The sequence below is a fragment of the Psychrobacter namhaensis genome, from assembly GCF_016107545.1.
GTDB lineage: Bacteria > Pseudomonadota > Gammaproteobacteria > Pseudomonadales > Moraxellaceae > Psychrobacter > Psychrobacter namhaensis.
The window spans coordinates 77,627-99,493 of sequence record NZ_JABASS010000007.1 but is presented as its reverse complement, the minus strand read 5'-3'; the positions used below and the strand labels follow the sequence as shown (position 1 = coordinate 99,493).

General features: G+C 45.5%; 15 protein-coding genes. 11 read left to right on the top strand and 4 right to left on the bottom strand.

Annotation, left to right across the window (positions count from 1 at the left end; genetic code table 11):
• The first annotated feature begins 21 nt into the window (after positions 1–21).
• The 9 genes from uppS (at position 22) to JFC06_RS07310 (ending at position 11,607) form a co-directional block, all read left to right on the top strand.
• Entirely contained in the window at positions 22–780 is a 759-nt protein-coding gene (gene uppS / locus JFC06_RS07350) for a polyprenyl diphosphate synthase (RefSeq protein WP_198334525.1), read from the top strand.
• 197 nt (positions 781–977) lie between these two features.
• On the top strand, positions 978–1,787 hold the full coding sequence (locus JFC06_RS07345) for a phosphatidate cytidylyltransferase (RefSeq protein ID WP_198334524.1): 810 nt from the start codon (positions 978–980) through the stop codon (positions 1,785–1,787).
• A gap of 167 nt (positions 1,788–1,954) precedes the next feature.
• Complete coding sequence (gene ispC, locus JFC06_RS07340) at positions 1,955–3,169, top strand: 1-deoxy-D-xylulose-5-phosphate reductoisomerase (protein ID WP_198334523.1); 1,215 nt, start codon at positions 1,955–1,957, stop codon at positions 3,167–3,169.
• Between the two features lie 27 nt (positions 3,170–3,196).
• Positions 3,197–4,573: an RIP metalloprotease RseP gene (gene rseP / locus JFC06_RS07335; RefSeq protein WP_198334522.1), complete on the top strand. Its 1,377-nt coding sequence runs from the start codon at positions 3,197–3,199 to the stop codon at positions 4,571–4,573.
• Positions 4,574–4,836: 263 nt separating this feature from the next.
• Complete coding sequence (gene bamA, locus JFC06_RS07330; RefSeq protein WP_198334521.1) at positions 4,837–7,257, top strand: outer membrane protein assembly factor BamA; 2,421 nt, start codon at positions 4,837–4,839, stop codon at positions 7,255–7,257.
• Positions 7,258–7,398: 141 nt separating this feature from the next.
• The gene (lpxD, locus tag JFC06_RS07325; protein WP_198334520.1) at positions 7,399–8,415 is read left to right on the top strand and encodes a UDP-3-O-(3-hydroxymyristoyl)glucosamine N-acyltransferase; all 1,017 of its coding nucleotides are present in this window, start codon (positions 7,399–7,401) and stop codon (positions 8,413–8,415) included.
• 52 nt (positions 8,416–8,467) lie between these two features.
• The gene (gene fabZ / locus JFC06_RS07320; protein ID WP_198334519.1) at positions 8,468–8,977 is read left to right on the top strand and encodes a 3-hydroxyacyl-ACP dehydratase FabZ; all 510 of its coding nucleotides are present in this window, start codon (positions 8,468–8,470) and stop codon (positions 8,975–8,977) included.
• Positions 8,978–9,164: 187 nt separating this feature from the next.
• A complete protein-coding gene (gene lpxA / locus JFC06_RS07315) occupies positions 9,165–9,944 on the top strand; it encodes an acyl-ACP--UDP-N-acetylglucosamine O-acyltransferase (RefSeq protein ID WP_193005771.1) in 780 nt (259 codons plus the stop codon).
• Positions 9,945–10,254: 310 nt separating this feature from the next.
• Complete coding sequence (locus JFC06_RS07310) at positions 10,255–11,607, top strand: sodium-dependent transporter (RefSeq protein ID WP_198334518.1); 1,353 nt, start codon at positions 10,255–10,257, stop codon at positions 11,605–11,607.
• A gap of 119 nt (positions 11,608–11,726) precedes the next feature.
• Here JFC06_RS07310 and tgt read toward each other — a convergent pair whose 3' ends face one another.
• On the bottom strand, positions 11,727–12,878 hold the full coding sequence (tgt, locus tag JFC06_RS07305) for a tRNA guanosine(34) transglycosylase Tgt (RefSeq protein ID WP_198334517.1): 1,152 nt from the start codon (positions 12,876–12,878) through the stop codon (positions 11,727–11,729).
• A gap of 276 nt (positions 12,879–13,154) precedes the next feature.
• Between tgt and JFC06_RS07300 the strand changes: the two genes are divergently transcribed.
• Positions 13,155–13,748 (top strand): SOUL family heme-binding protein, encoded by a 594-nt coding sequence (locus tag JFC06_RS07300; RefSeq protein WP_265088177.1) that lies wholly within the window; start codon positions 13,155–13,157, stop codon positions 13,746–13,748.
• A 54-nt stretch (positions 13,749–13,802) separates the two neighbouring features.
• Here JFC06_RS07300 and asd read toward each other — a convergent pair whose 3' ends face one another.
• Positions 13,803–14,936 carry an aspartate-semialdehyde dehydrogenase gene (gene asd / locus JFC06_RS07295; RefSeq protein ID WP_198334515.1) on the bottom strand — a complete coding sequence of 378 codons (1,134 nt, stop codon included), beginning with the start codon at positions 14,934–14,936 and terminating at the stop codon, positions 13,803–13,805.
• 422 nt (positions 14,937–15,358) lie between these two features.
• Here asd and JFC06_RS07290 point away from each other — a divergent pair, with 422 nt between their 5' ends.
• Positions 15,359–16,489 (top strand): endonuclease/exonuclease/phosphatase family protein, encoded by a 1,131-nt coding sequence (locus JFC06_RS07290; RefSeq protein WP_198334514.1) that lies wholly within the window; start codon positions 15,359–15,361, stop codon positions 16,487–16,489.
• A 495-nt stretch (positions 16,490–16,984) separates the two neighbouring features.
• Here the strand turns inward: JFC06_RS07290 and JFC06_RS07285 are convergent, their stop codons facing one another.
• Together JFC06_RS07285 and JFC06_RS07280 are read right to left on the bottom strand one after the other, a co-directional pair.
• The gene (locus JFC06_RS07285; RefSeq protein WP_198334513.1) at positions 16,985–18,376 is read right to left on the bottom strand and encodes a peptidylprolyl isomerase; all 1,392 of its coding nucleotides are present in this window, start codon (positions 18,374–18,376) and stop codon (positions 16,985–16,987) included.
• A 179-nt stretch (positions 18,377–18,555) separates the two neighbouring features.
• Positions 18,556–21,612 (bottom strand): LPS-assembly protein LptD, encoded by a 3,057-nt coding sequence (locus JFC06_RS07280; RefSeq protein WP_198334512.1) that lies wholly within the window; start codon positions 21,610–21,612, stop codon positions 18,556–18,558.
• Positions 21,613–21,867: the final 255 nt, after the last annotated feature.

Sequence of the window (21,867 nt, the reverse complement as noted above, 5' to 3'; positions counted from 1 at the left end):
TAACAATAAGCAAGTTTGCCTATGTCTACTTCAGCCGTTTTGGCCCCTGCTGTTCTCCCTCGTCACATCGCTATCATCATGGATGGCAATAATCGTTATGGTAAGGCCAACAATTTAGGTAAAGGCCAAGGCCATGTAGCAGGAAAAGATGCGCTAGACCCTATTGTCGACTATTGTGTCGATACAGGTGTTGAAGTATTAACGGTATTTGCCTTCTCTAGTGAAAACTGGCAACGTCCTCCCAGTGAGGTGGCGCTGCTAATGCAACTGTTAGCCTCGACCATTCATGAACAACTACCGCGTATGAATGAGTACCGTATTCGTTTGCGTTTTATCGGTGACCGCAGTCAGCTCAGTGATGACTTACAAACGCTGATGGCCGATGCGGAAGAAAAAACGGCCAATTTTGAAGCCATGACATTGGTGATTGCTATCAGTTATGGTGGCCAGTGGGATATCGCCCATGCGGCAAAACAATTGGCACAGCAAATACAGGCAGGGCAATTACGGGCGGAAGACATTAGTAAAGAGAGGCTTGGGCGGTATGTTCAATTAGCCGATGCGCCAGCGGTAGATATGCTGATACGGACGGGCGGCGAATATCGAATATCGAACTTTTTACTGTGGCAGTCTGCCTATGCAGAGCTGTTTTTTACCCAAACATTGTGGCCAAATTTTGGCGCAGATGAATTGTCTACGATGGTGACAGAGTTCGCCCAGCGCCAACGCCGCTTTGGCAAAACCAGCGAACAGATAGTGACAGAGCAGCCGACGCGTTAAAAGACTTCCTGACATCCCTGGAGGATGTTGGGCAGCAACTTACAAAGTTGGTAGGCGATCAGTAGTTAATACTCCTTGTTTGTGAAATAATAAGCCGCGTTCATGAGTGTCAAGTGCTATTAGTGGGCTATTGTAGATTAACTGCTATAATGCACTCTTTGACCATGCGTTTTTCATTATTATAAGGCTCAATAAGTATGTGGCAACGAATTAAGACGGCAATTGTTCTCGTTATTATCGTTGGTATTGCAATGTTTGCGAGCCAAACTCCTATCTTATTTGCCCCGCTATTAGCGATTGGCGTTATCATTGCCGCTCATGAATGGACAAAGCTGATGCCAAAATGGCGCCAGCCTATGCTGTATGTGCTATTGGTCTTAGTCATAACATTGGTGTCGCTCGTATTTAAGGTGACTTGGCTGTTTTGGTGGGTAGCATCACTGGCAATATGGTTGATGGGGCTATCTTGGGTTAAGGTCTTTCCCACTCATACCAATTGGTATGGTAAAAAATTGGCCTTGATGGGCGCTGTGATATTGACTGCCGCCATTACTGCTATGTTTTATTTGTGGCAACTGTCGGCCTGGTGGCTTCTCTATGTGTTCTTATTGGTGTGGTCTGCGGATAGTGGGGCTTATTTTGTTGGGCGCAAACTCGGTCGTCGCAAAATGGCACCGAATGTCTCACCCAATAAGAGTGTGGAAGGGCTGGCGGGTGGCTTAGTCACAGGCTTGTTAGTCGTGATCGGCATTAGTGTCTTTAAGCTACAACTCACAGGCGTGTCGTTAATCGCCTTTGTGGCGTTATCCGCTCTAACGATTTTAGCGTCCGTACTTGGTGATTTGTTTGAGTCAATGCTCAAGCGCCGCGCTGATATAAAAGACTCAGGGAATATTTTGCCTGGGCATGGCGGCGTTCTTGATCGTATCGACTCACTGTTGGCAGCCACACCGATATTCGCGCTTGGTTTTTGGGCGATACAGCAATTGGGTTTGATAGTGGTATAAAGTGGCAAGACTAGGGGACTTTCTTGTTTTAGCAGAGGCACTGAGCCACGGGTTTGTGTCGATTATTTGATGGCATTTTTGGCAAGATATCACGACGAGCTTTTGTGTGCTTTATGCCTTACTTCTTCTTTTGGTTCTCTTTTTTATAGTATCTTTTATAGGCATCGATGGTTATGACGCAACGCATCGCCGTACTAGGCGCGACAGGTTCAATTGGCGATAGCACGTTGGCAATATTAGCGGCGCAACCACAGCGTTACGACGTCTACGCTTTGTCAGGTTTTCGCCGTTTAGACAAGCTTTTTGACCTATGCCAACAGTTTTTGCCAAGACGCGTCAATGTACCGACCGCAGCGGTCGATGAGTTTGCCCAGCGCCTAAGTGCAGCAGGTCTTGATATTGACGTGGTGGGCGGTGCAGAGGGGCTGGTAGATATTGCTACCGACACACAAACTGATACGATAGTAGCCGCTATTGTGGGAGCGGCAGGACTGCCTTCCACTCTAGCAGCAGCGCGTGCAGGCAAGCGTATTTTGTTGGCCAATAAAGAAGCACTGGTGATGGCAGGCCAAGTGATGATTAATGCGGTTAAAACGCATGGTGCTACTTTGCTACCGCTTGATTCTGAGCACAACGCTATTTTCCAGTGTCTACCCCTTGCTATTCAACAAGACCATACTCAAATTCATCAGCCAGACCACGGTGTACGCAAGCTCTGGTTGACCGCCTCTGGTGGGCCGTTTTTGCAACAGTCTTTTGAGCAGATGCGCCAAGCAAGCGTTGCTGAAGCAGTTAAACACCCAAACTGGTCAATGGGGCAAAAGATATCGGTCGACTCTGCCACGATGATGAATAAAGGCTTAGAGCTCATCGAGGCGTGCCATTTATTTGATTTGCCTGAAGATAAAATAAATGTGGTGATTCATCCACAAAGTATCATTCACTCAATGGTAGAATACAGCGATGGCAGCTTTTTAGCGCAGCTCGGCAGTCCTGATATGAAAACCCCAATCGCGCATGCCCTCAGCTACCCCAACCGAATTGATAGTGGCTCGCAACCATTAGATTTGTATGCGCTAAGTGGGCTTGAATTTATTGAGCCTGATTTACAAAAATTTGCCTGTCTGCGTCTTGCCCGACAAGCGATGCAAGCGGGCACACAAGCGACCATCGTGCTCAATGCCGCCAATGAGATTGCCGTGGCTGCGTTTTTGAGTGGACAAATTCGCTTGACGGATATTGCTGATGTTAATGAGCAGGCACTCACCGAGATACAAGTGCCGTTATTAAATGAGCATGCTGACATAGATGATATATTAGCGATTGACAAAATAGCACGCCGCCACACCGATGCGCTTGTTAAAAAGCTGGCGTCAGCTTAACAAAAGCAACTTAATCGAGAACAGATCATGACGTTTTTATTAACGCTGCTTGCGGCAATATTTGTCTTAGGTCCACTCATTGCTTTACATGAGTGGGGTCACTACATTGTGGCGCGTCTTTGCGGCGTTAAGGTGCTGACTTACTCTATCGGTTTTGGCCCCAAGCTCTTTGGTTGGACCAGTAAAAAAAGCGGTATTGACTATCGTATCTCAGCATTACCGCTTGGTGGCTATGTCAAAATGCTGGATGAGCGTGAAGGAGAGGTTGCAAAAGGTGAGCAACATTTGGCCTTTAATCGACAGCATCCGCTAAAAAAAATTGCCATTGTCGCAGCTGGCCCTATCATGAACTTTGTCATCGCTATTGCCCTGTTTTGGGTATTGTTTATGACGCCAACAGAGCAGCTGGCGACCAAAGTTGGGCAAGTCTTACCTGATACGCCGGCTGCCGTGGCTGGGTTGCCTATCGGTGATAAAATTGTTGCGATTGATGGTCATGACGTACAGACGTGGGAAGGTATCAATTATCGTCTTGCTGGCCGTATGGGTGAGACAGGTGAGGTCAGTGTTACCTTGCAGTCAGATCCACAAAATAGTAGCGCGCGCCAAACATATCAAGCGCCAGTGCAGCAGTTTATGCAAGGCGCGGCGCAAGGTAAAGATGCGTTGAGCAGCTTTGGCATGCTACCGTGGCAACCACAAATAGCGCCAATAATTGGGGATCTGGCGCCCGATGGTGCGGCCATTCGTCAAGGCCTGCAAAAAGGTGATCGCATTACGGCGATTAATAATGAGCCAATCAAAGACTGGATTAGCGCCACCCGTGTTATCCGCGACAGCCCTGAAGTACTTCTTAATTTCACGGTGTTACGTGACGGTGAATCTGTCCAGCTACAAATTATGCCACAAGGTAAAAAAGACAATTTGGGTAACGACTATGGGCAAATTGGTGCTATGGTGGCACAGCCTGAGATTGTTATCCCTGATGCTTACAAAACCACAGTGGTCTATGGGCCGGGCGAATCACTGATCAAGTCATTTGAGAAGACCGAACAACTGGCAGTCATGACGGTAAGTTCAATAGGAAAAATGCTGTCAGGCATGATTGGTTTGGACAATTTGTCAGGCCCAATTACCATTGCCAAAGTCGCCAAACAAAGCTTCGATATTAGTTGGCAGACGGTGTTATCTACGGCGGCTTTGATTAGTTTGAGTCTGGCTGTGCTAAATCTTTTGCCTATTCCGGTATTAGATGGTGGTCATATTGTGTATCATCTCATTGAGCTGATTCGCGGTAAACCCCTCTCAGAAGGCGTACAAATGGTGGGGTTAAATATCGGTTTACTCTTGCTGGCAGGTTTCATGGTGTTAGCAATTGGTAATGATATCAGTCGTCTTTTTTGAGCAAGTAATCAGCCATAGAGTGGACAAGACAAGAGACACTAATGGTTTTACGCTTATTATGCGCTAATGACGGCGATGATAGAGCGGAAGCTTTGTACCATGGCTACTGTACTAATCGTAATTTTTAGTTTATTTTGTGATGCATTTTATATAAAGTGTTCTGAGTCTCCCGCGTGTGAATATAAGATTTTATGCAAAACGGGCTAGACAATATGGGCTTTTTAACTTAACTTAAGCAAGTTTTTTATTGACGGATAGTGTTTATGCGTACGCCTTTATTTATGAGCGCGGCAGGGTTGCCGTTAGTGGTAGCGATGATGAGTATGCCTGTACAGGCTGCAGAGTTTGTAGTCACTGACATCGGTTTCAATGGTCTGCAACGCCTAACCCCCGATAGCCTCTATCCGGTGCTTCCTATTTCGGTAGGGGACACGGTGAATGACAGTAGTTTGGCGGCCAGTATTAAGGCGCTATATGCGACCGAAAACTTTGCCGATATTCAGAGCCGAGTCGAAGGTGGTCAGCTACGATTTGATGTCGTTGAGCGTCCAACGATCGCTGAGGTGAATTTTGAGGGCAATAAACTCATTCCAAAAGAAGGGCTGGAGCAAGGGCTTAGCAATGCTGGCCTGTCTGTCGGTGATGTGCTTAAGCAAGCCACGCTACAAGGCGTCGCCAATGAGCTACAGCAACAATATATCAGCCAAGGGTATTACAATAGTAATATAGAGGTTGACCAAACACTACTTGATGGCAATCGCGTCAAACTCGATGTACGTTTTATCGAAGGCAAGCCTGCCAAAGTGGTTGATATCAATATTATTGGTAACAAGCACTTTAGCGACGAAGAGATTAAAGACGTCTTTGCCGTGAAAGAATCGTCTTGGACACGTCTGCTGTCTAAGTCTGATCGCTATGCCAAAGAAAAGCTGGCTGCCAGTTTAGAAAACCTAAAAGCGCTATATCAGAACGACGGTTATGTGCGTTTTGCAGTCGACAATGCCGTGCTTAATATCAGTGAAGATAAGAGCAGTGTCTTTATCGAAGTGAGTCTTAGCGAAGGTGAACAATATCAGTTTGGCGACGTGAGCTTTTTAGGTAAACCGACTTTTGACACGAATGAGCTAAACGAGTTGGTTGCTTTTGCCCCTAACGAAAAGTACTCGCAAGCCAAGCTAGAGGCGACGACTGCAGCGCTTAAAAGTCGCTATGGTAATGAGGGCTATTACTTAGCACAGATCAGACCTGTGCCGCGTATCAACGATGATACCAAAATGGTTGATGTTGATTACTATATTGATCCTGCCCGTCCAATTTATGTTCGCCGTATTAACTTTACGGGCAATCTCAAGACCCAAGATGAAGTGTTGCGCCGCGAAATGCGTCAATTAGAAGGCGCTCTGGCATCTAGCGAAAAAATTCAATTATCACGGACACGCTTGATGCGTACCGGCTTCTTTAAAGCGGTTAATGTCGATGTGAAGCCAGTGCCTAACCAGCCCGATCAAGTGGATGTGCACTATACCGTTGAAGAGCAACCTTCTGGTAGTTCAACCATTGCAGCGGGTTACTCACAAAGTGGCGGTGTCACCTTCCAGTTAGACCTGACGCAAAATAACTTTATGGGTACGGGTAACCGTGTCAAGGCGGCGCTATCACGCTCAGAGACACGTGATTCTTATAGCTTGGGTTATACCGATCCATACTTTACAGAAAACGGCGTGTCGCAAGGTATCAGCGCCTACTATCGCGAAACCAAGTATGATGACAGAAACGTCAGTAATTACGTCACCGATGCTTATGGTGCCACACTGAATTATAGCTATCCTGTAGATGAGACCAAGCGTGTTAGTGCGGGTCTAAACGTTGATAACACCTCAGTACGTGGTGGTAGCCGTCTTGGCGTGTCAAACGTACAGCAGATTATCGACGATGGCGGTACGGTTGAAGACTTCACAGGAGACTTTGAAGGTCGTACAGGTTTTAAAAATGAGTACCAAACTTATAACTTACTATTTGGCTGGGATTACAGTACCTTAGATCGTCCGGTCTTCCCGACCAAAGGGATGAGCCATACAGTTGATGCAACCATTGGTCTTGGTGATGCTAGCTATCAAAAACTCGTTTATCGCGGTAACGTGTACTATCCATTCTATAAAGATTGGGTGGCGCGCGGTTATACCAAGCTTGGCTATGGTAATGATCTGCCATTTTATGAAAACTTTTATGCCGGTGGGTATGGGTCAGTACGTGGTTATGAAGCGTCCACGCTTGGACCTAGATCACAGTCCTACTATGATGCAGTCAATGACCCCTCTAATCAAACTTTGTTAGCAGAAGAAGTTGGTGGTAATGCGCTTGTCAGCATCGGTAGTGAGCTGATTTTACCAATGCCATTTAAAGGTGATTGGGCAGATCAAGTACGTCCGGTGCTATTCGCCGAAGGTGGTCAAGTGTTTGATACCACTGATAAGGAGGATCGTACCTTTGTTGATCCTCAAACAGGGGATGATACAGGTGTGCCACTATTGACCCAAGACAACAGTATGCGTTTTAGTGCAGGGGCAGGCGTGACTTGGTACACGCCAATTGGCCCGATCTCTCTGAGTTACGCAGTGCCTATCGGTGATAAAGAAGGCGATGAGACCGAAAAAGTACAGTTCCAGATTGGTAATACTTTCTAACTTAGGGTAATTGTCCTAATTTATCTCGTTAATGATATAAAACGATGTAGATATATAAAGTGTCAGTTAGAAATTAGTAGGTCGCCAAGATGATTTCTCAGCTTGGCGATTGCCTTATTTATAATAATGTTAATAGTAACTATGATAACGATTGAGCAACTTATCACTCAAATTGAACAGCGCCAGCCTATTGTGAACAAGGCAGAGATTGGCGCTGAACAGTTACGTCAAGAGTTCAGTAGCGTTGGTAGTTTAACCACTGCTGATCATGAGCAATTAAGCTTTTTAGCGGATCCCCATTACATTGCTAGTCTGGCGGACACGCAAGCAGGGGCGGTATTGGTCACGGCAGAGTATCGTGATCAAGTGCCAGCGAGCGCTGTCGCGTTGGTAGTCACCAGTCCTTATTTGGCTTATGCGGGCGCCAGTCAGTTGTTTGCTCGTGATTCATTGTCTAACGGTATTCACCCTAGTGCGGTGATTGCCGATAGCGCCGTCATCGGCGATCACGTCAATATTGGCCCTTTTTGTGTGATCGGTGATAATGTACAAATTGGTGCGCGCAGCTCACTTGATGCGAATGTGGTGGTTGAGGCAAATACTAAGATTGGGCCTGATTGTGTGATTAAGTCGCAAGTGGTTATCGGGCACGATAGCGTTATCGGTAGCCATGTGCGATTACACGCTGGCGTGAGTGTTGGCTCAGAGGGCTTTGGCTTTGCACCAACCAGAGACCCTAGTGTTACTGGCTGGGAGCGCATTGCGCAACTAGGTCGTGTCGTGATTGGCGATCATGTGCGAATCGGTAGCCAAACCTGTATTGACCGCGGCGCCATTGATGATACGGTGATTGGTAATCATGTTATTATCGATAACTTGGTACAAGTGGCGCATAACGTGCGTATTGGTGATGGTACGGCCATCGCGGCTCAAACGGGTATCGCTGGTAGTACCAGTATCGGTAAGCGCTGCATCATTGGCGGCGCTGTCGGTATTACAGGTCATATCGAGATCACCGATGATGTGATCTTATCTGGAATGACCATGGTCACCAAATCCATTAAAAAGTCTGGTTCCTATTCCTCTGGAACGGCTGCGATGCCGACGGCTAATTGGCGACGGGCAGCGGTACGTTTCCGTCAGCTTGGTCGTGAATAGCATAAATACAAACAAGTCATCAAAATTACAAACACAGCAAGGAAGTGCCGCTATGAGCAGCAACGATATAGATAGTTCAACTGATAACGAGATTAAAAGCTTGGCTGAGCAAGGTCTTACCCTGCCGCTAACTTACCATACCCTTAAGCATTACCTGCCGCACCGCTATCCTTTTCTGCTGGTCGATAAGATCATCGCTTGCACACCAGGAGAGTGTATTACCGGTGTTAAGAACGTGACTATTAATGAAGAGTTTTTTAATGGTCACTTTCCTGATGAACCGATCATGCCAGGGGTGTTAATGGTAGAGTCGATGGCGCAAGTCTCAGGCGTGCTGGGATTTATTAGTGCTGGCCTGACCGCAGAAGATGGCTATCTATATCTGTTCGCAGGCGTTGATAAGGTGCGCTTTAAGCGCCGAGTCATTCCTGGGGATCAGTTGGTTATTCGTGCCAAAACAGTGATGCAAAAGCATGGTATTTACAAGTTTGATTGTACGGTACATGTCGAAGACGAGCTTGCTGCTAGTGCCCAAATAATGATTGCTCGGCAAGCACAGTAAAGCTTAATGACTGCTATTATGCTCATGTTAATCAAAATCTTTAGCGACTCCTATTAACATGAGCAGTAAAAATGATAGTTAGCAACCATGGTTAACAGCAGCGTCATGCTTATTTTATTTAATAAAGTTAAATTGGCTGTATTTGTTTTACCATTTACTCGCATCAGATGATACAAAGGCCCAAATTATGAGTCAGATCCACCCAACCGCACTCATCTCACCATCCGCTCAAATTGATGAGACGGCCGTCATTGGTCCGTATTGTATTGTCGGTGATGAGGTGACCATTGGCGCACACACGGTTTTGCACCGACATGTGGTTGTGACCAAGTTGACTCGTATTGGTCAACACAATCAGTTTTATCAGTTTGCAAGCGTTGGTGAAGACCCCCAGGATTTGAAATATGCTGGTGAGCGTACGTGGCTTGAGATTGGTGATCATAATACCATTCGTGAGGCCTGTAGCCTACACCGTGGTACAGCCCAAGACAGTGAACTTACCAAAATTGGTAGCCATAACTTGTTGATGGTTAATACGCATGTGGCTCATGACTGTGTGATTGGCGACCATAACGTACTGGCCAATAATGTCGGAGTCGCAGGACATGTGACTATTGGGGATCACACGATTATTGGGGGTAACTCCGGTATTCATCAGTTCTGTACGGTTGATGATTATAGCTTGATCGGGGGCGCGAGTCTGATTTTAAAAGACGTGGCTGCTTTCACGATGGTCTCTGGCAATCCAGCAAAAACGCATGGTCTCAATGTGGAAGGGATGCGCCGTAAAGACTGGTCAAAAGAGACCATCGATGTGTTACGCCAAGCTTATCGTATGATTTTTAGATCAGGTTTGACGACGGTACAAGCGCTAGAAGTGTTAAACAATGAGCTGCTCCCAAAAGAGCCGAAAATTCAACTGCTCATCGACTCACTACAGAAAAGTCGTCGTGGTGTGGTGCGTTAAAAATGTAGAGAAGTTTTGTTTAAGACTGAATGTAGCGTTGGTATTTTAATCAGGCAAACTCTTGTCAACGATAGAAAAAACCACCGTAAGCCATAACCAATTGTTATGGCTTTTTATGTTTATGAGTACTTGACTTTTTTGGTCGCTTAGCAGAAACTGAGCGTTTACGATATTGTAAACAATTCTTTCTTAATGTTGCTGGACGCCTCACATTGATGCGTTTATTAAAGTGCCTGAGATTGTGAGTGGCGCTTTATGATAATCAAGGAAGATTATCAGCGACGTTAATTGGAGCACGAGGACGGAAAAAATGGCTATCAATAAACAAGAACATGCACAGTGGAGCTCAAGTTTTGGCTTCGTATTAGCAGCGGTCGGGTCGGCAGTTGGTTTAGGAAATATATGGAAGTTTCCATACATGGTTGGTGAAAGCGGTGGTTCTGCTTTCGTTATCGCTTATTTATTCTGTATCGCGCTGGTAGGTTTTCCGATTTTGGTCGCCGAATGGCTAATTGGTCGTCGTGGTCAAAAAAACCCCATCAATACTTTGGCTGATGTTGCGGCAAGTGAAGGCAAGTCACGCAATTGGGGTATCATAGGTGCTTCCGGTATTTTAGGTGGTTTCTTAATTCTGTCTTTTTATAGTGTTATTGGTGGTTGGGCACTCAACTATATTACTAAAGTGGGTACAGGAAGTTTTGCAGGCCAAGACAGTGATTCTGTCGCTGCGACCTTTGATGCCATGTTAGCTTCCGCCGGTACATTGACGATTTGGCACACGGTATTTATGATTTTGACGGCCATTATCGTTGGTATTGGCGTGACGGGCGGTATTGAGAAGACCGCGAAGGTTTTGATGCCATTATTAGGGCTTATCCTGTTCGTTATCGTTGGTTATAACGTGGTGAATGGAGGCTTTGGTGAGGCAGTGGCTTACTTGTTTACGCCAGATCTTAGTAAGCTGACGGCGGATGTCATGCTCGCGGCTCTGGGTCATGCCTTCTTCACACTGTCTATCGGTATGGGTATTATGATTGCTTATGGCTCATATTTGGGCCGTGAAGTGAACCTGCTTAAAACCGCACGAACGGTTGTGATTTTGGACACGGTTATTGCGTTGGCTGCTGGTCTAGCCATTTTCCCAATTATCTTTAGCAATGGTCTAGATCCTGCTTCAGGCCCTGGTCTTATCTTTGTTAGCTTACCGATTGCTTTTGGTAGCATGGGCGCAGGCACTATCATTGGTACCCTGTTCTTCTTACTTATTACTTTTGCGGCTCTTACCTCGTCAATTTCACTGCTTGAACCAACGGTTGAGTTTTTAGAAGAGCGTACGCCAATGAGCCGTACGGTATCAACCATCGTTGCAAGTACGGTGATTTGGCTATTGGGCGTTGCGGCATTGTTATCGTTTAACCTATGGTCTGAGTTCACCATTATGGGCAACGGGATCTTTGATGCTTTGGATAAAATTACCAGTAAGTTTATCCTCCCTTTAACGGGTCTTGCAGCGATTATCTTCCTTGCTTGGCAAATGGATCAACGCAGTATTCAGCAAGAGCTTGGCTTGTCTAATGGTGCATGGAAAGTTTGGCAAGTCGTTGCTAAGTTTATTGCCCCTATCGCGGTTATCGTTGTATTTGTTACCTCATTGATGGGATAGCATAGCGACTGATGAAAAGTATTTGCTTGTTTGGTTTGAAAAACACTCAATAATAAAAAGGGCTTAAGATGATTCTTAAGCCCTTTTTGTTACTTGTATGAGTCTAAAAAATATTATGCTTAGCGCAAATTTAGTTCAGGAACGGTTTGTCCACGCTTGCTATAAAACTCATTTACGAACTCATCAAAGCAGTCCTGCTCAATAGCGTCTCTGATTCCTTGCATCAAGCGCTGATAGTAGCGCAAGTTATGAATAGTCGCCAGCTGGGCACCTAGCATCTCTTTGCATTTATTTAGATGGTAGAGATAAGCACGGCTAAAGTTTTGGCAAGTATAGCAGTCGCACTCTGGGTCTAGAGGGCCTTCATCATTACGGTATTGGCTATTACGGATACGTACTATGCCAGCATTGTCAGTGTCGCCCGTGACGAAATAGTGACCATTACGTGCGTTACGCGTTGGCATCACGCAGTCAAACATATCAACACCGCGGCGCACGGCCTCGACGATGTCTTCTGGCTTACCAACACCCATCAAATAACGCGGCTTGTCTGCTGGCATATCATCTGGGATATAGTCCAAGACATCCATCATCTCATCCTTTGGCTCACCCACGGATAAGCCACCGATGGCATAACCATCAAAGCCGATATCGAGTAGACCATCGAGTGACTGCTGGCGCAAATCGGCATACATACTGCCTTGGATAATGCCAAATAGGGCATTGGTGCTACCCAGTCTTTTGTGCTCATCAACGCAGCGCTGTCCCCAACGTAGTGAGAGCTCTAAAGACTTTTTCGCTTCGTCGTGAGTGGCGGGATAAGGGGTGCACTCATCGAATTGCATGACGATGTCTGAATTCAAGCTGTACTGAATTTGCATGGATTTTTCTGGTGAGAGAAATACCTTGGCGCCATCGATGGGTGATTTAAAATTAACCCCTTCTTCGGTGATTTTACGCATGGCACCTAGACTGAATACTTGGAAGCCACCGGAATCGGTCAGAATGGGTTTATCCCAATGCATAAATTTATGCAGACCGCCGAACTTATCAATCACTTCAGTACCTGGGCGTAACCACAGATGAAAGGTATTGCCTAAAACGATATCAGCACCGATGGCTTCGATATCACGTGGGAGCATGCCTTTGACCGTACCATAAGTGCCAACAGGCATAAAAGCTGGCGTTTGCACATCGCCATGATTGAGATGAACCGTACCACGGCGTGCACGCGTTTCACCGCTGGCCGTTTTATGTAAGACAAATTGCATATGATAACCGCTATTTAAGCTATGAAAATAGCGCCAATTATAGCATTGTTAAGGTTTTTTTTGGATATGGATATTTAATCTCATTGATGAGCCTTATCCATATCACTCTGCTACAACCAAAAGATACAGACATGACGACAGGATAGTTGGTAAAGTATAAAACAGTTGGTGAACGATGACGAATCACCAGACCATGATTTGAGACGCTGGAGACACACTATGAAAAAGGCATCCTACTTATTACTAAGTGGTTTATTATTGACATCAGGAGGCGCTATGGCTACCGAAGAGCCAGACTATACGGTTTTGTCGCAAGAAGATGACTTTGAATTGCGGCGTTACGATGAGCAACTGGTGGCGCAAACTTGGGTGACAGGGGATCAAAAAAGCGCTAGTCGTGAAGGGTTTAAAGTATTAGCGGACTATATTTTTGGTAACAATACAGCGCCTAGCGGGGAGAGTGGCAAGATTGCGATGACGGCGCCCGTTACGATGCAGCCTGATCCCAAAACAGACAGTAATGACTCTCAAAAAATTGCTATGACGGCACCAGTCAGTATGCAAAAAGCGAATGGTCAATGGCGCGTACAGTTTACGATGCCCAGTCACTACACGATGCAAACGCTGCCTAAACCAAACAATCCAAATGTTGAGATTGTGGAAGTGCCCCCGCAAAATTACGGGGTCATTAAATTTTCAGGGTTGGCAGGCAGTCAAAAAGTAGCGAATAAAACGGAGAAATTGCGGTCTTGGATGCAAGAGCGCAACTTAACCATAACGGGCGTACCTGAGTTGGCACGCTATAATCCGCCATGGACGCTACCCTTTATGCGTCGCAATGAAGTGATGATTGCGTATCAGCCAAAATAAAGCAAAAAAAAGACAGCATGGGCTGTCTTTTTTTGAGCTTTTAATATACGGGTATTAGTTTTTTTGCTCACGGATAATGTTAAGCATACGGCGCAATGGTTCAGCCGCGCCCCATAACAGCTGATCACCCACAGTAAACGCGCCTAGATATTCAGGTCCCATATTAAGCTTACGCAAGCGACCTAACGCAACCGTTAGCGTCCCTGTCACTGCCACTGGGGTTAAACGATTCATAGTCGCTTCTTTGTCATCTTCGACCAAATCTAACCACTCGTTGCCGCTGTTTTTAAGAGCTGCTTCGATCTCGTCTAATGGAATGTCTTTTTTTAGCTTGATGGTCAGACCTTGAGCGTGACAGCGCATCGCGCCAATGCGTACACACATGCCATCGATAGGAACCGTATTGGTTTGGTCATTGCCAAGAATTTTATTGGTTTCAACGCCACCTTTCCATTCCTCTTTTGATTGCTTGTTTTCTAGCTGTGCGTCGATATAAGGAATCAAGCTACCAGCCAATGGCACACCAAAGTACTGTCTAGGAAAGTCATTTGAGCGTTGAGCTTGGGCGATTTTTTTATCGATATCTAAGATAGCGCTCGCAGGATCAGCCAGCTCGTCTCGGACGGTGTCATGCAGCAGACCCATACCACTGATTAGCTCACGCATGTTGTTGGCACCAGAGCCACTTGCTGCTTGATACGTCATCGCGCTGACCCATTCCACCCAGCCTTTATTAAACAGCTCACCGATGGCCATTAACATCAGAGATACCGTACAGTTACCACCGATGAAGTCTTTTTTGCCGTTGGCGAGTGCGCTGTCAATGACGGTGCGATTGACTGGATCAAGGATGATGATGCTATCATCTTCCATGCGCAATGTGCTCGCCGCATCAATCCAGTAGCCATTCCAGCCACTATCACGCAATGGCTGATGAACTTTTGAGGTGTAATCGCCGCCTTGGCAAGTAATAATCACATCACAAGCTGCTAGTGCGTCAATATCATGAGCGTCTTTTAACTGGCTGGTTTGAGTACCATCAAAGCTTGGCGCATCCCCGCCTGCATTACTGGTCGAAAAAAATACAGGTGTAATACCGTCAAAGTCTTTTTCTTCAAGCATACGTTGTATCAATACTGACCCGACCATACCGCGCCAGCCTACCAAGCCTACTGTTAAATTACTCATGAAATCTAATCCTATTTACAATTATTTATTGCATTGCCAGCCGATAACAATGCCGTGATTGGCCCTAAAAAGCAAGGCGTTTTGGCGATTTTTAGGCGTTTTTCATACACTATTAACTATGTTCATTATAACTTTAAGTTATTAACATAATGCTGATACTTCTATTGCTTGGGGACACACATGGTGTCTAAAAGCAAGAAGGCTAGTGTGCAATACTTACTATCATAGATGCGATAAATTGTAACGTTTTATGGCACTTACCCCTTAATTGACACTCATTAGTAGGTGATAATCTCATGAAATGCTAAAGTAAGCATCTAACGTCAGCTCAATAAAAACCAAGCAAGACTTCACTATTGAACCAACAATGAACATCAACTTTAGGGTTCAATGCCCATTTTAATAGACGGTTAATACATACTATGGATCTCTCACTATTATATTACAGCGTACAGTGGCTCGCAGGGCTCATCGCATTTGTGACGATTTGGGGCTGGATGCCACTTGATAACTGGTGGGTGCGCGGCGTTGAGTTTCCACGCATTCAGATAATGGTGCTTGGTGTCATTGCCTGGATTGGCATGTTGGCGTTTTGGCCAAATTGGCAGCTAGGTCAGTGGCTGCTGTTTATCGTATTGAGTGTCACTCTAGCGTTCCAGCTGAGAATGGTATTGCCTTATACCAAACTGTGGAAAAAAGAAGTACAAGAAGCAAAAGACACGCCCGAAGGAGCGTCGTATCAGCTCAAAATCATGGTCTCAAACGTTCTCACGCCCAATGATGAAACCCAAAAACTGGTCGATCTGGTTAAGCAAAAACAGCCTGATATTTTAATCACGCTAGAAAGTGATAAAAAATGGGAGAGGGCGCTGCATCAAATCGAACCTGACTATCCTTACACGGTAAAAGTACCTCTGGATAATCTATATGGGATGCACTTGTATTCTAAGCTTGAGTTGATTGACCCTGAAGTTAAATATTTGATGATCGATGACATACCTTCTATTCACACACAGTTACGCCTGCAAAGCGGTCGCGTGATTTGGTTGTATTGTTTGCATCCTATGCCACCAAGCCCCACGGAAGCGGATAAATCGACCACTCGCGATGCCGAGCTACTGATGGTGGGCAAACACATAAAAGAGAATGAGCAAACGGCCATATTGGCCGGTGATCTCAATGATGTGGCATGGTCAAAAACGACCAGGCGTTTTCAGCGAATATCAGGGTTGTTAGACCCACGTATTGGCCGGCATTTCATCAACACTTTTCATGCCAATTATCCATTTTTGCGCTGGGCATTGGATCATATTTTCCATAGCGCTTGCTTTACCGTGGTAGACATTCAACGTATGCCTTCTATCGGCTCCGACCATTTTCCTGTCATGACTACCTTACAATATGCCCCAGAAGAAGCGAATCAACAAGAGCAAAACGCACCGACTGCGGCCGCAGAGGATAGCAAAGAGACAGAGAGTAAAATAGAAGAAGGTAAAAAAGAAGGAGAAAAAGTCTCAAAGGAGCACGCAGACGTGCAGAGAGGCTTGGGTTAACAGGGTGCTAACATGACAACCCATAGTGTCATTGAAAGCCTCGATAAGCACGTAAGCATATGCTTACGTGAAATAAGGTCTTTAGCCTCTAGTCGCATCAAGCGGATTGCACTAAAATACAATCATCAACACAAGGATACGCAAGGATGCAGTGTTGAGGCAGTAGTATAAAAGTTCAGGTCAGCCCGCTGTCTTATATAAGCTACTGTTTATGACTTAGGATGAGTCCACATGGAAGAGATAATAACAACAAGATGAAACGCCATAGCCCCGAACCAATCGCCCTAGGTTCGGGGCTTTTCTTTGTGTGTAAACTATTGATTTATAAGAGAGTGAGTTTAACGCACGGGCAGATAGTACAAAAGCATACATTGATAACCGACGGTGAGTTATTTCTTTAGATCATAAATAAGAAGGGTACATGCCTTAGCACATACCCTTCTTAACAAAACACTATTAGCGATCATTTATCTTATCGAGGCATGGATAGATAGACTATCCCAGTACTTGGATATAAGCGCCCGCTCGTAGCTCTTGTAACCAGTCTTCTTTGGCTTGCGGTGCTAGGCGTTGATACAGTGTTTGGCGTGCCATGTTGCGACGATATTGGTCACTTACGTCTTGCTGACGTTTGCCGTCCACCTTTAAGATGTGCCAACCGAATTGGGTTTTGAAAGGGACAGAGTAATCACCAACCGCTGTGTTTTTCATCATGGCTTCAAATGGGCCGATCATATCTTCTTCGCTGACCCAATCAAGATCACCGCCGCGACCTGCTGACCCTGGATCGTCGGAATAAGTCGATGCCAAACCAGCAAAATCAGCACCGTCACGTAGTTGCTCATACAGATCATTGATTTTTTGTTCAGCAAGCGCATCCGTCTGTAACTCATCAACTTTAACCAAGATATGACGAGTATGCCACTGCGGTATGAGCATGGTGTCGCTGGATTTCTTGTCAGCAAGCTTAATGATGTCGATACCTTCAGGAGTCACTAGCGGTGCGCTGACAGCGCCAACATCAAGCTTGGTAATCTCACTCGATAGCTCTGTAGGAAGGGCCGCCGCTTTATGAAAGCCCATGTCGCCCCCCTGTAGAGGGATAGGGTAGCTGCCTTGGCTGGCTGCAACAGCTTCAGCGACATTGACATTGGGTGCAAGCAGACGATCACGCAGCGCCTGTGCGACTTTCAATGCTTCCTCACGCTGAGCGTCTGATAGGCGGCTGTAGTCATCCATGTAAGGAACCCGCACATGAATGGTTTGATACTCACTTTGATTTAGGCGCTTGGCTTCAGGTGAGGCCAAAAACGCATCAATATCTTGTTCGCTAATGCGTACTCGATTGCTGATTTGGCGCTGTTGCAAGGCTTGAATGGCGGCATCTTCAATCAATTGAGTACGTAACGCAGCATAGCTACCGGGTTGTGCTGCGTCTAGACGTTGCTGTAACGCTGAGATGCTATTAAGCCCCTGTGTCTGGGCGATTTGAGCAAGGCGTTGATTGATAGCCGCTTCATCAGGATTCAGACCGACGCGTTTGACCATGGAGAGTTGCAGCTCGCGCAGGATGAGTGCGTTTAACACTTCAGATTGCAGTTGTGCTGAATTAGCCATGGGCTCACCCGCCGCTTGTGCTCGTGCTTGGGTTTGCTGGATAGCATTGATCAACTCGCTTTTTAAAATAGCGTTTTCATTGACCAAGGCAATAATGCCGTCTGTGCTATTGGCTGGTGTCAAACGATTAATGCTGCTTTGATCAGCAGGAGGCGTTGCTTGTACTGCTGCATTGACGGTAGCAGCTTGGGCACTTAATGTAAGCGCCAAACTGGCACTCATAGATAGCAGTACAGCGCGGCTCGTTTGACGTAAAGAAAAAAATCTCATGATGCTCCTCATCAATGTCATCACATTGGATGGTAGTTGGTTAATGCTGTCCCACACACTTAATAGGCGAATGTTAGACAGCGTTATCCATAATAGGGTGGCAAACTGGGTGGTGAAAAATGTTATATCGGTATCTTATCTATGCAAACCATTTATTAATCTGGTAATCAAACAATGTATCAGTCCTTCCATGCAGTCTGGACAGGTTCAAAGCCCAAAACCTTATCAGTCAGTAAGCGTGTTAGGCGGCTGCTACCACTACCAAGACCGTTCAATCTGATCTCTGCCATAATCGCTTGCGTTGGTTTGTCTTTGACGTTTAGGTCATTATAGTAACGACGTCCATAAACTGCAAAACCAAAACAGCAATCTTCATAATCAATGCCGACCAGAGAATCAAGCATTTTATCACGATTATAGTCGTATTGACCTTGAGCCAATATACGCCAGCTATTATTGATGGGGAAGACTGCGGATGCTGTAAAAGCTGAGAGCGGCAACTGATTGGTGTTTTCATCACGTTGACGTTTCACGAAACCCACGTTAAACAAGCTATTGTCTGATGGCTGATAACGCAGCTCAGTCGTAATATAATTTAAGTCATAGTCATTGGTCAGTGCACCACTGACATCAACCCAAAAGTTATTATAAGGCTGCGTGCTGGTATCCCAAACCATCCCTGAAGAAGAAGAACTAAAGACAGGTTGATCATTGTCAAGCGTGACGCGGCCATCATCGATATAAAATTGCTCTGCTATGCTACCATCAAAACGTGTCACACCCGTTGCGTCGATGTAACGATAATTAATACCAGGAGTGATTGAATGCAAATCTTGCAAGCGATCATGGCCCAAGAACCAACTGTCCGAAAACAGCTGCTCGTAGTTGATAGAGGCAATACGCGTGTTAAAGTTAGGGAGGTCGTTTTGGTTCTTATAGGGCGAATAGGTGTATTTTAAACGCGGGCTAAGCAACTGATAGCCACCCATCGTGTCGTCAAAAGCACCAAAAGGGGACCCTGCTTGGTAAAAATTCAGTCCAGCGTCGATACTGGCTTGCGGTACAAACACGGACTGACTGCCATCTTCGTCACTCAGCTGGTTGTCTGCTAAGCTGTCTTCATCATATGACGTATAAAGATGCTGTAAGCTTAGTTTGGGCTCAATATACCCCCAAGACTTCTCGATTGGATACGCAGCGCTGAGTTTGTTGTAAAGACGGACGCCACTTTTTTCATTTTCAGAGCCATCATCGATGGATTTTTTAAAGTAAGCAGAATCACTGACGCCCGTGATGTCAAAGTTTTTGGCCCAAGGCAGACGATAATCAAGTTTGAGCTGCGGCAATCGTGAATAAGGTTTGTCTTTATCTTTTAACGGCTGTCCATTATCGGTAAACGCATTTAAGGTTTGAAACGTTTCTACTTTTAATTCACCGTCAACATAATCATTATAGTAATTCACGCGCGCACGGCGTGGTAAGTTGATGGTGCTATCTGATAAGCCTAACGTATCGAAATCGTTCAGATAGTCTGCGTCTGATACGTAGCTGTATTTGGCATCACCGCTTAACCGTGGAATGCTATTAGATGACCAATAATGATCATAAAAGAAACTGGTGCGATCTTCGTCATTATACTCTTTATCATTGGGCAGGTATGAGCCGTTAAAAATACCCTCACCATAATTTTCGGTTAGGTAGCGAAACTCACCTGAGAGCATAGGGTTACGATCAGTGTAAATATGGGTGTTGAGCGTGGCATCATAATTGGGCGCTAAATTGAAATAATAAGGTACATCAAGTTCGACGCCGCTTTCACTACTGAAACTGGCATTCGGTAATAAAAAGCCACTACTACGACGACTGTCAATTGGGAAGTTAAAATACGGCAGATAAAACACGGGCACATCAGCGATACGGAAGGTTGTATTATAGGCTTCGCCGCGACCCGTCTCGGTATTCAAATCAATACTTTTGGCATCAAACTGCCACTTGCGATTGGTGGGCGGACAGGTGCTAAACATCACCTGATCTAACTCATACTGACTGTCATTAGGACGGTTTAAGCGCTTGGCATAGCCGTGTGCTTGCAACTCCACACTAGCAAAGGCCACGTCATTAGCCGTTGATTGTCCCGTCTCCGTATTATACGCTAAGCTATCTGCGACACCGATAAGGCCGCCTTGTGACGCCTGAGCAGCTAAGCTGGCTTGAGTATCATTTAGCGAGCTGCTCCGTGGCACTTGCTGTCCTGTCGCTTGGTCAGTAAACATGACGTTGCCTTGAGCAGCAGCCACACTATTGCTCAAATCTAGTACGATTTTTTCTGCTTCTATACGCTGGGTACCTTGATTAAGAATCACGTTACCTGATAGTTCAGCGTAGTCAACATTGTCGTAATAACCGTAGTCTGATTCGGTAAACAAAGGCGCTTGACTGTTTGGGATGTCTGTCAGGTTAGGTGCTGGCTGGCCATTAGCTACGCCAGCCTCATTTACAGCGCGCTGGTAGTTAGGGTTGCTCTTTGGATACACCCATTGGCCTTCGCAGCGTTGAGCGCTATCCACAGCATTCGGTAATAACTGTAAGTTGCTACCCACTTTTGGGATAGTTGTCGATGTAGATGTTAGTGCATTTTGAATGCCGTCTTCTTCAGTGTTTGTTGTTCCATCCGTGTTATTTAACGGTGGCGTGTCAGTATCTGGTGTCAGCTCGTAAAACTCTGCCAAACGCATCAGACTGTCTTGAATACTTTCATCATTAACATTAAGATCACTATGATCTACAAGAGGATCTACAACAGGCTGAGGGGTAATCGTCTCACTGACTCGTGTCACGTTACGGCTTTGTTCGTCATTTCTTGCGTTTGAAGCGGATACAAAATCGTCATGATCGCTATCATTGATGGCCGTAACTTCTAGAGAAGGGTTGTCAATATTACTGTCAGTATGATTATCAAAGTCACTAGCTAAAGAGTGGTTATCAGTCGTAGCACCAGCGTCCGCCTGTTGATACTTATTATTCTGAACATCGCCCTTATAATTACGACTGTTTTGATAGCGAATGTCACTAATGTCACTATAGTTACTATCTACGGTAACACTGCTGTCAGTGACTAGCGGCTCCGTTGGCTGTATGTCGGTGTCATTGATGGCAGCACTGACCGTTAGACTTGATAAGCCTAAGGCGCCAAATAAAATCAAGCGGATGCTTTGGTAAAGCGGAGAATATAACAAGGGCACACCTATGATTGCAGAGCCTATTGGATTGCGTTACTGAGTTTAGTCGCCATACTATTGAGTCATATCGAATAGTACATAACCGGCTAAAAGACTACTCATTGCTCATGTAATTTTAAGAGTTTGGGCATTTTACATATAATGACGACTAATCATAGTCAAAAAAAACCAAATCAGCTACACTATTTACCAAAATTTATAATGTAGCCAAGCTGTTTTTTAAATGGGTGCTAAAATTGTGCATAGCACTAC

Bases quoted from the DNA above. Each gene is read 5' to 3' on its own strand.
- ispC (WP_198334523.1), top strand. From the start codon at position 1,955: ATGGTTATGACGCAACGCATCGCCGTACTAGGCGCGACAGGTTCAATT.
- lpxA (WP_193005771.1), top strand. From the start codon at position 9,165: ATGAGTCAGATCCACCCAACCGCACTCATCTCACCATCCGCTCAAATT.
- rseP (WP_198334522.1), top strand. From the start codon at position 3,197: ATGACGTTTTTATTAACGCTGCTTGCGGCAATATTTGTCTTAGGTCCA.
- fabZ (WP_198334519.1), top strand. From the start codon at position 8,468: ATGAGCAGCAACGATATAGATAGTTCAACTGATAACGAGATTAAAAGC.
- lpxD (WP_198334520.1), top strand. From the start codon at position 7,399: ATGATAACGATTGAGCAACTTATCACTCAAATTGAACAGCGCCAGCCT.
- JFC06_RS07290 (WP_198334514.1), top strand. From the start codon at position 15,359: ATGGATCTCTCACTATTATATTACAGCGTACAGTGGCTCGCAGGGCTC.
- asd (WP_198334515.1), bottom strand. From the start codon at position 14,936: ATGAGTAATTTAACAGTAGGCTTGGTAGGCTGGCGCGGTATGGTCGGG.
- uppS (WP_198334525.1), top strand. From the start codon at position 22: ATGTCTACTTCAGCCGTTTTGGCCCCTGCTGTTCTCCCTCGTCACATC.
- tgt (WP_198334517.1), bottom strand. From the start codon at position 12,878: ATGCAATTTGTCTTACATAAAACGGCCAGCGGTGAAACGCGTGCACGC.
- bamA (WP_198334521.1), top strand. From the start codon at position 4,837: ATGCGTACGCCTTTATTTATGAGCGCGGCAGGGTTGCCGTTAGTGGTA.
- JFC06_RS07300 (WP_265088177.1), top strand. From the start codon at position 13,155: ATGGCTACCGAAGAGCCAGACTATACGGTTTTGTCGCAAGAAGATGAC.
- JFC06_RS07285 (WP_198334513.1), bottom strand. From the start codon at position 18,376: ATGAGATTTTTTTCTTTACGTCAAACGAGCCGCGCTGTACTGCTATCT.
- JFC06_RS07310 (WP_198334518.1), top strand. From the start codon at position 10,255: ATGGCTATCAATAAACAAGAACATGCACAGTGGAGCTCAAGTTTTGGC.
- JFC06_RS07345 (WP_198334524.1), top strand. From the start codon at position 978: ATGTGGCAACGAATTAAGACGGCAATTGTTCTCGTTATTATCGTTGGT.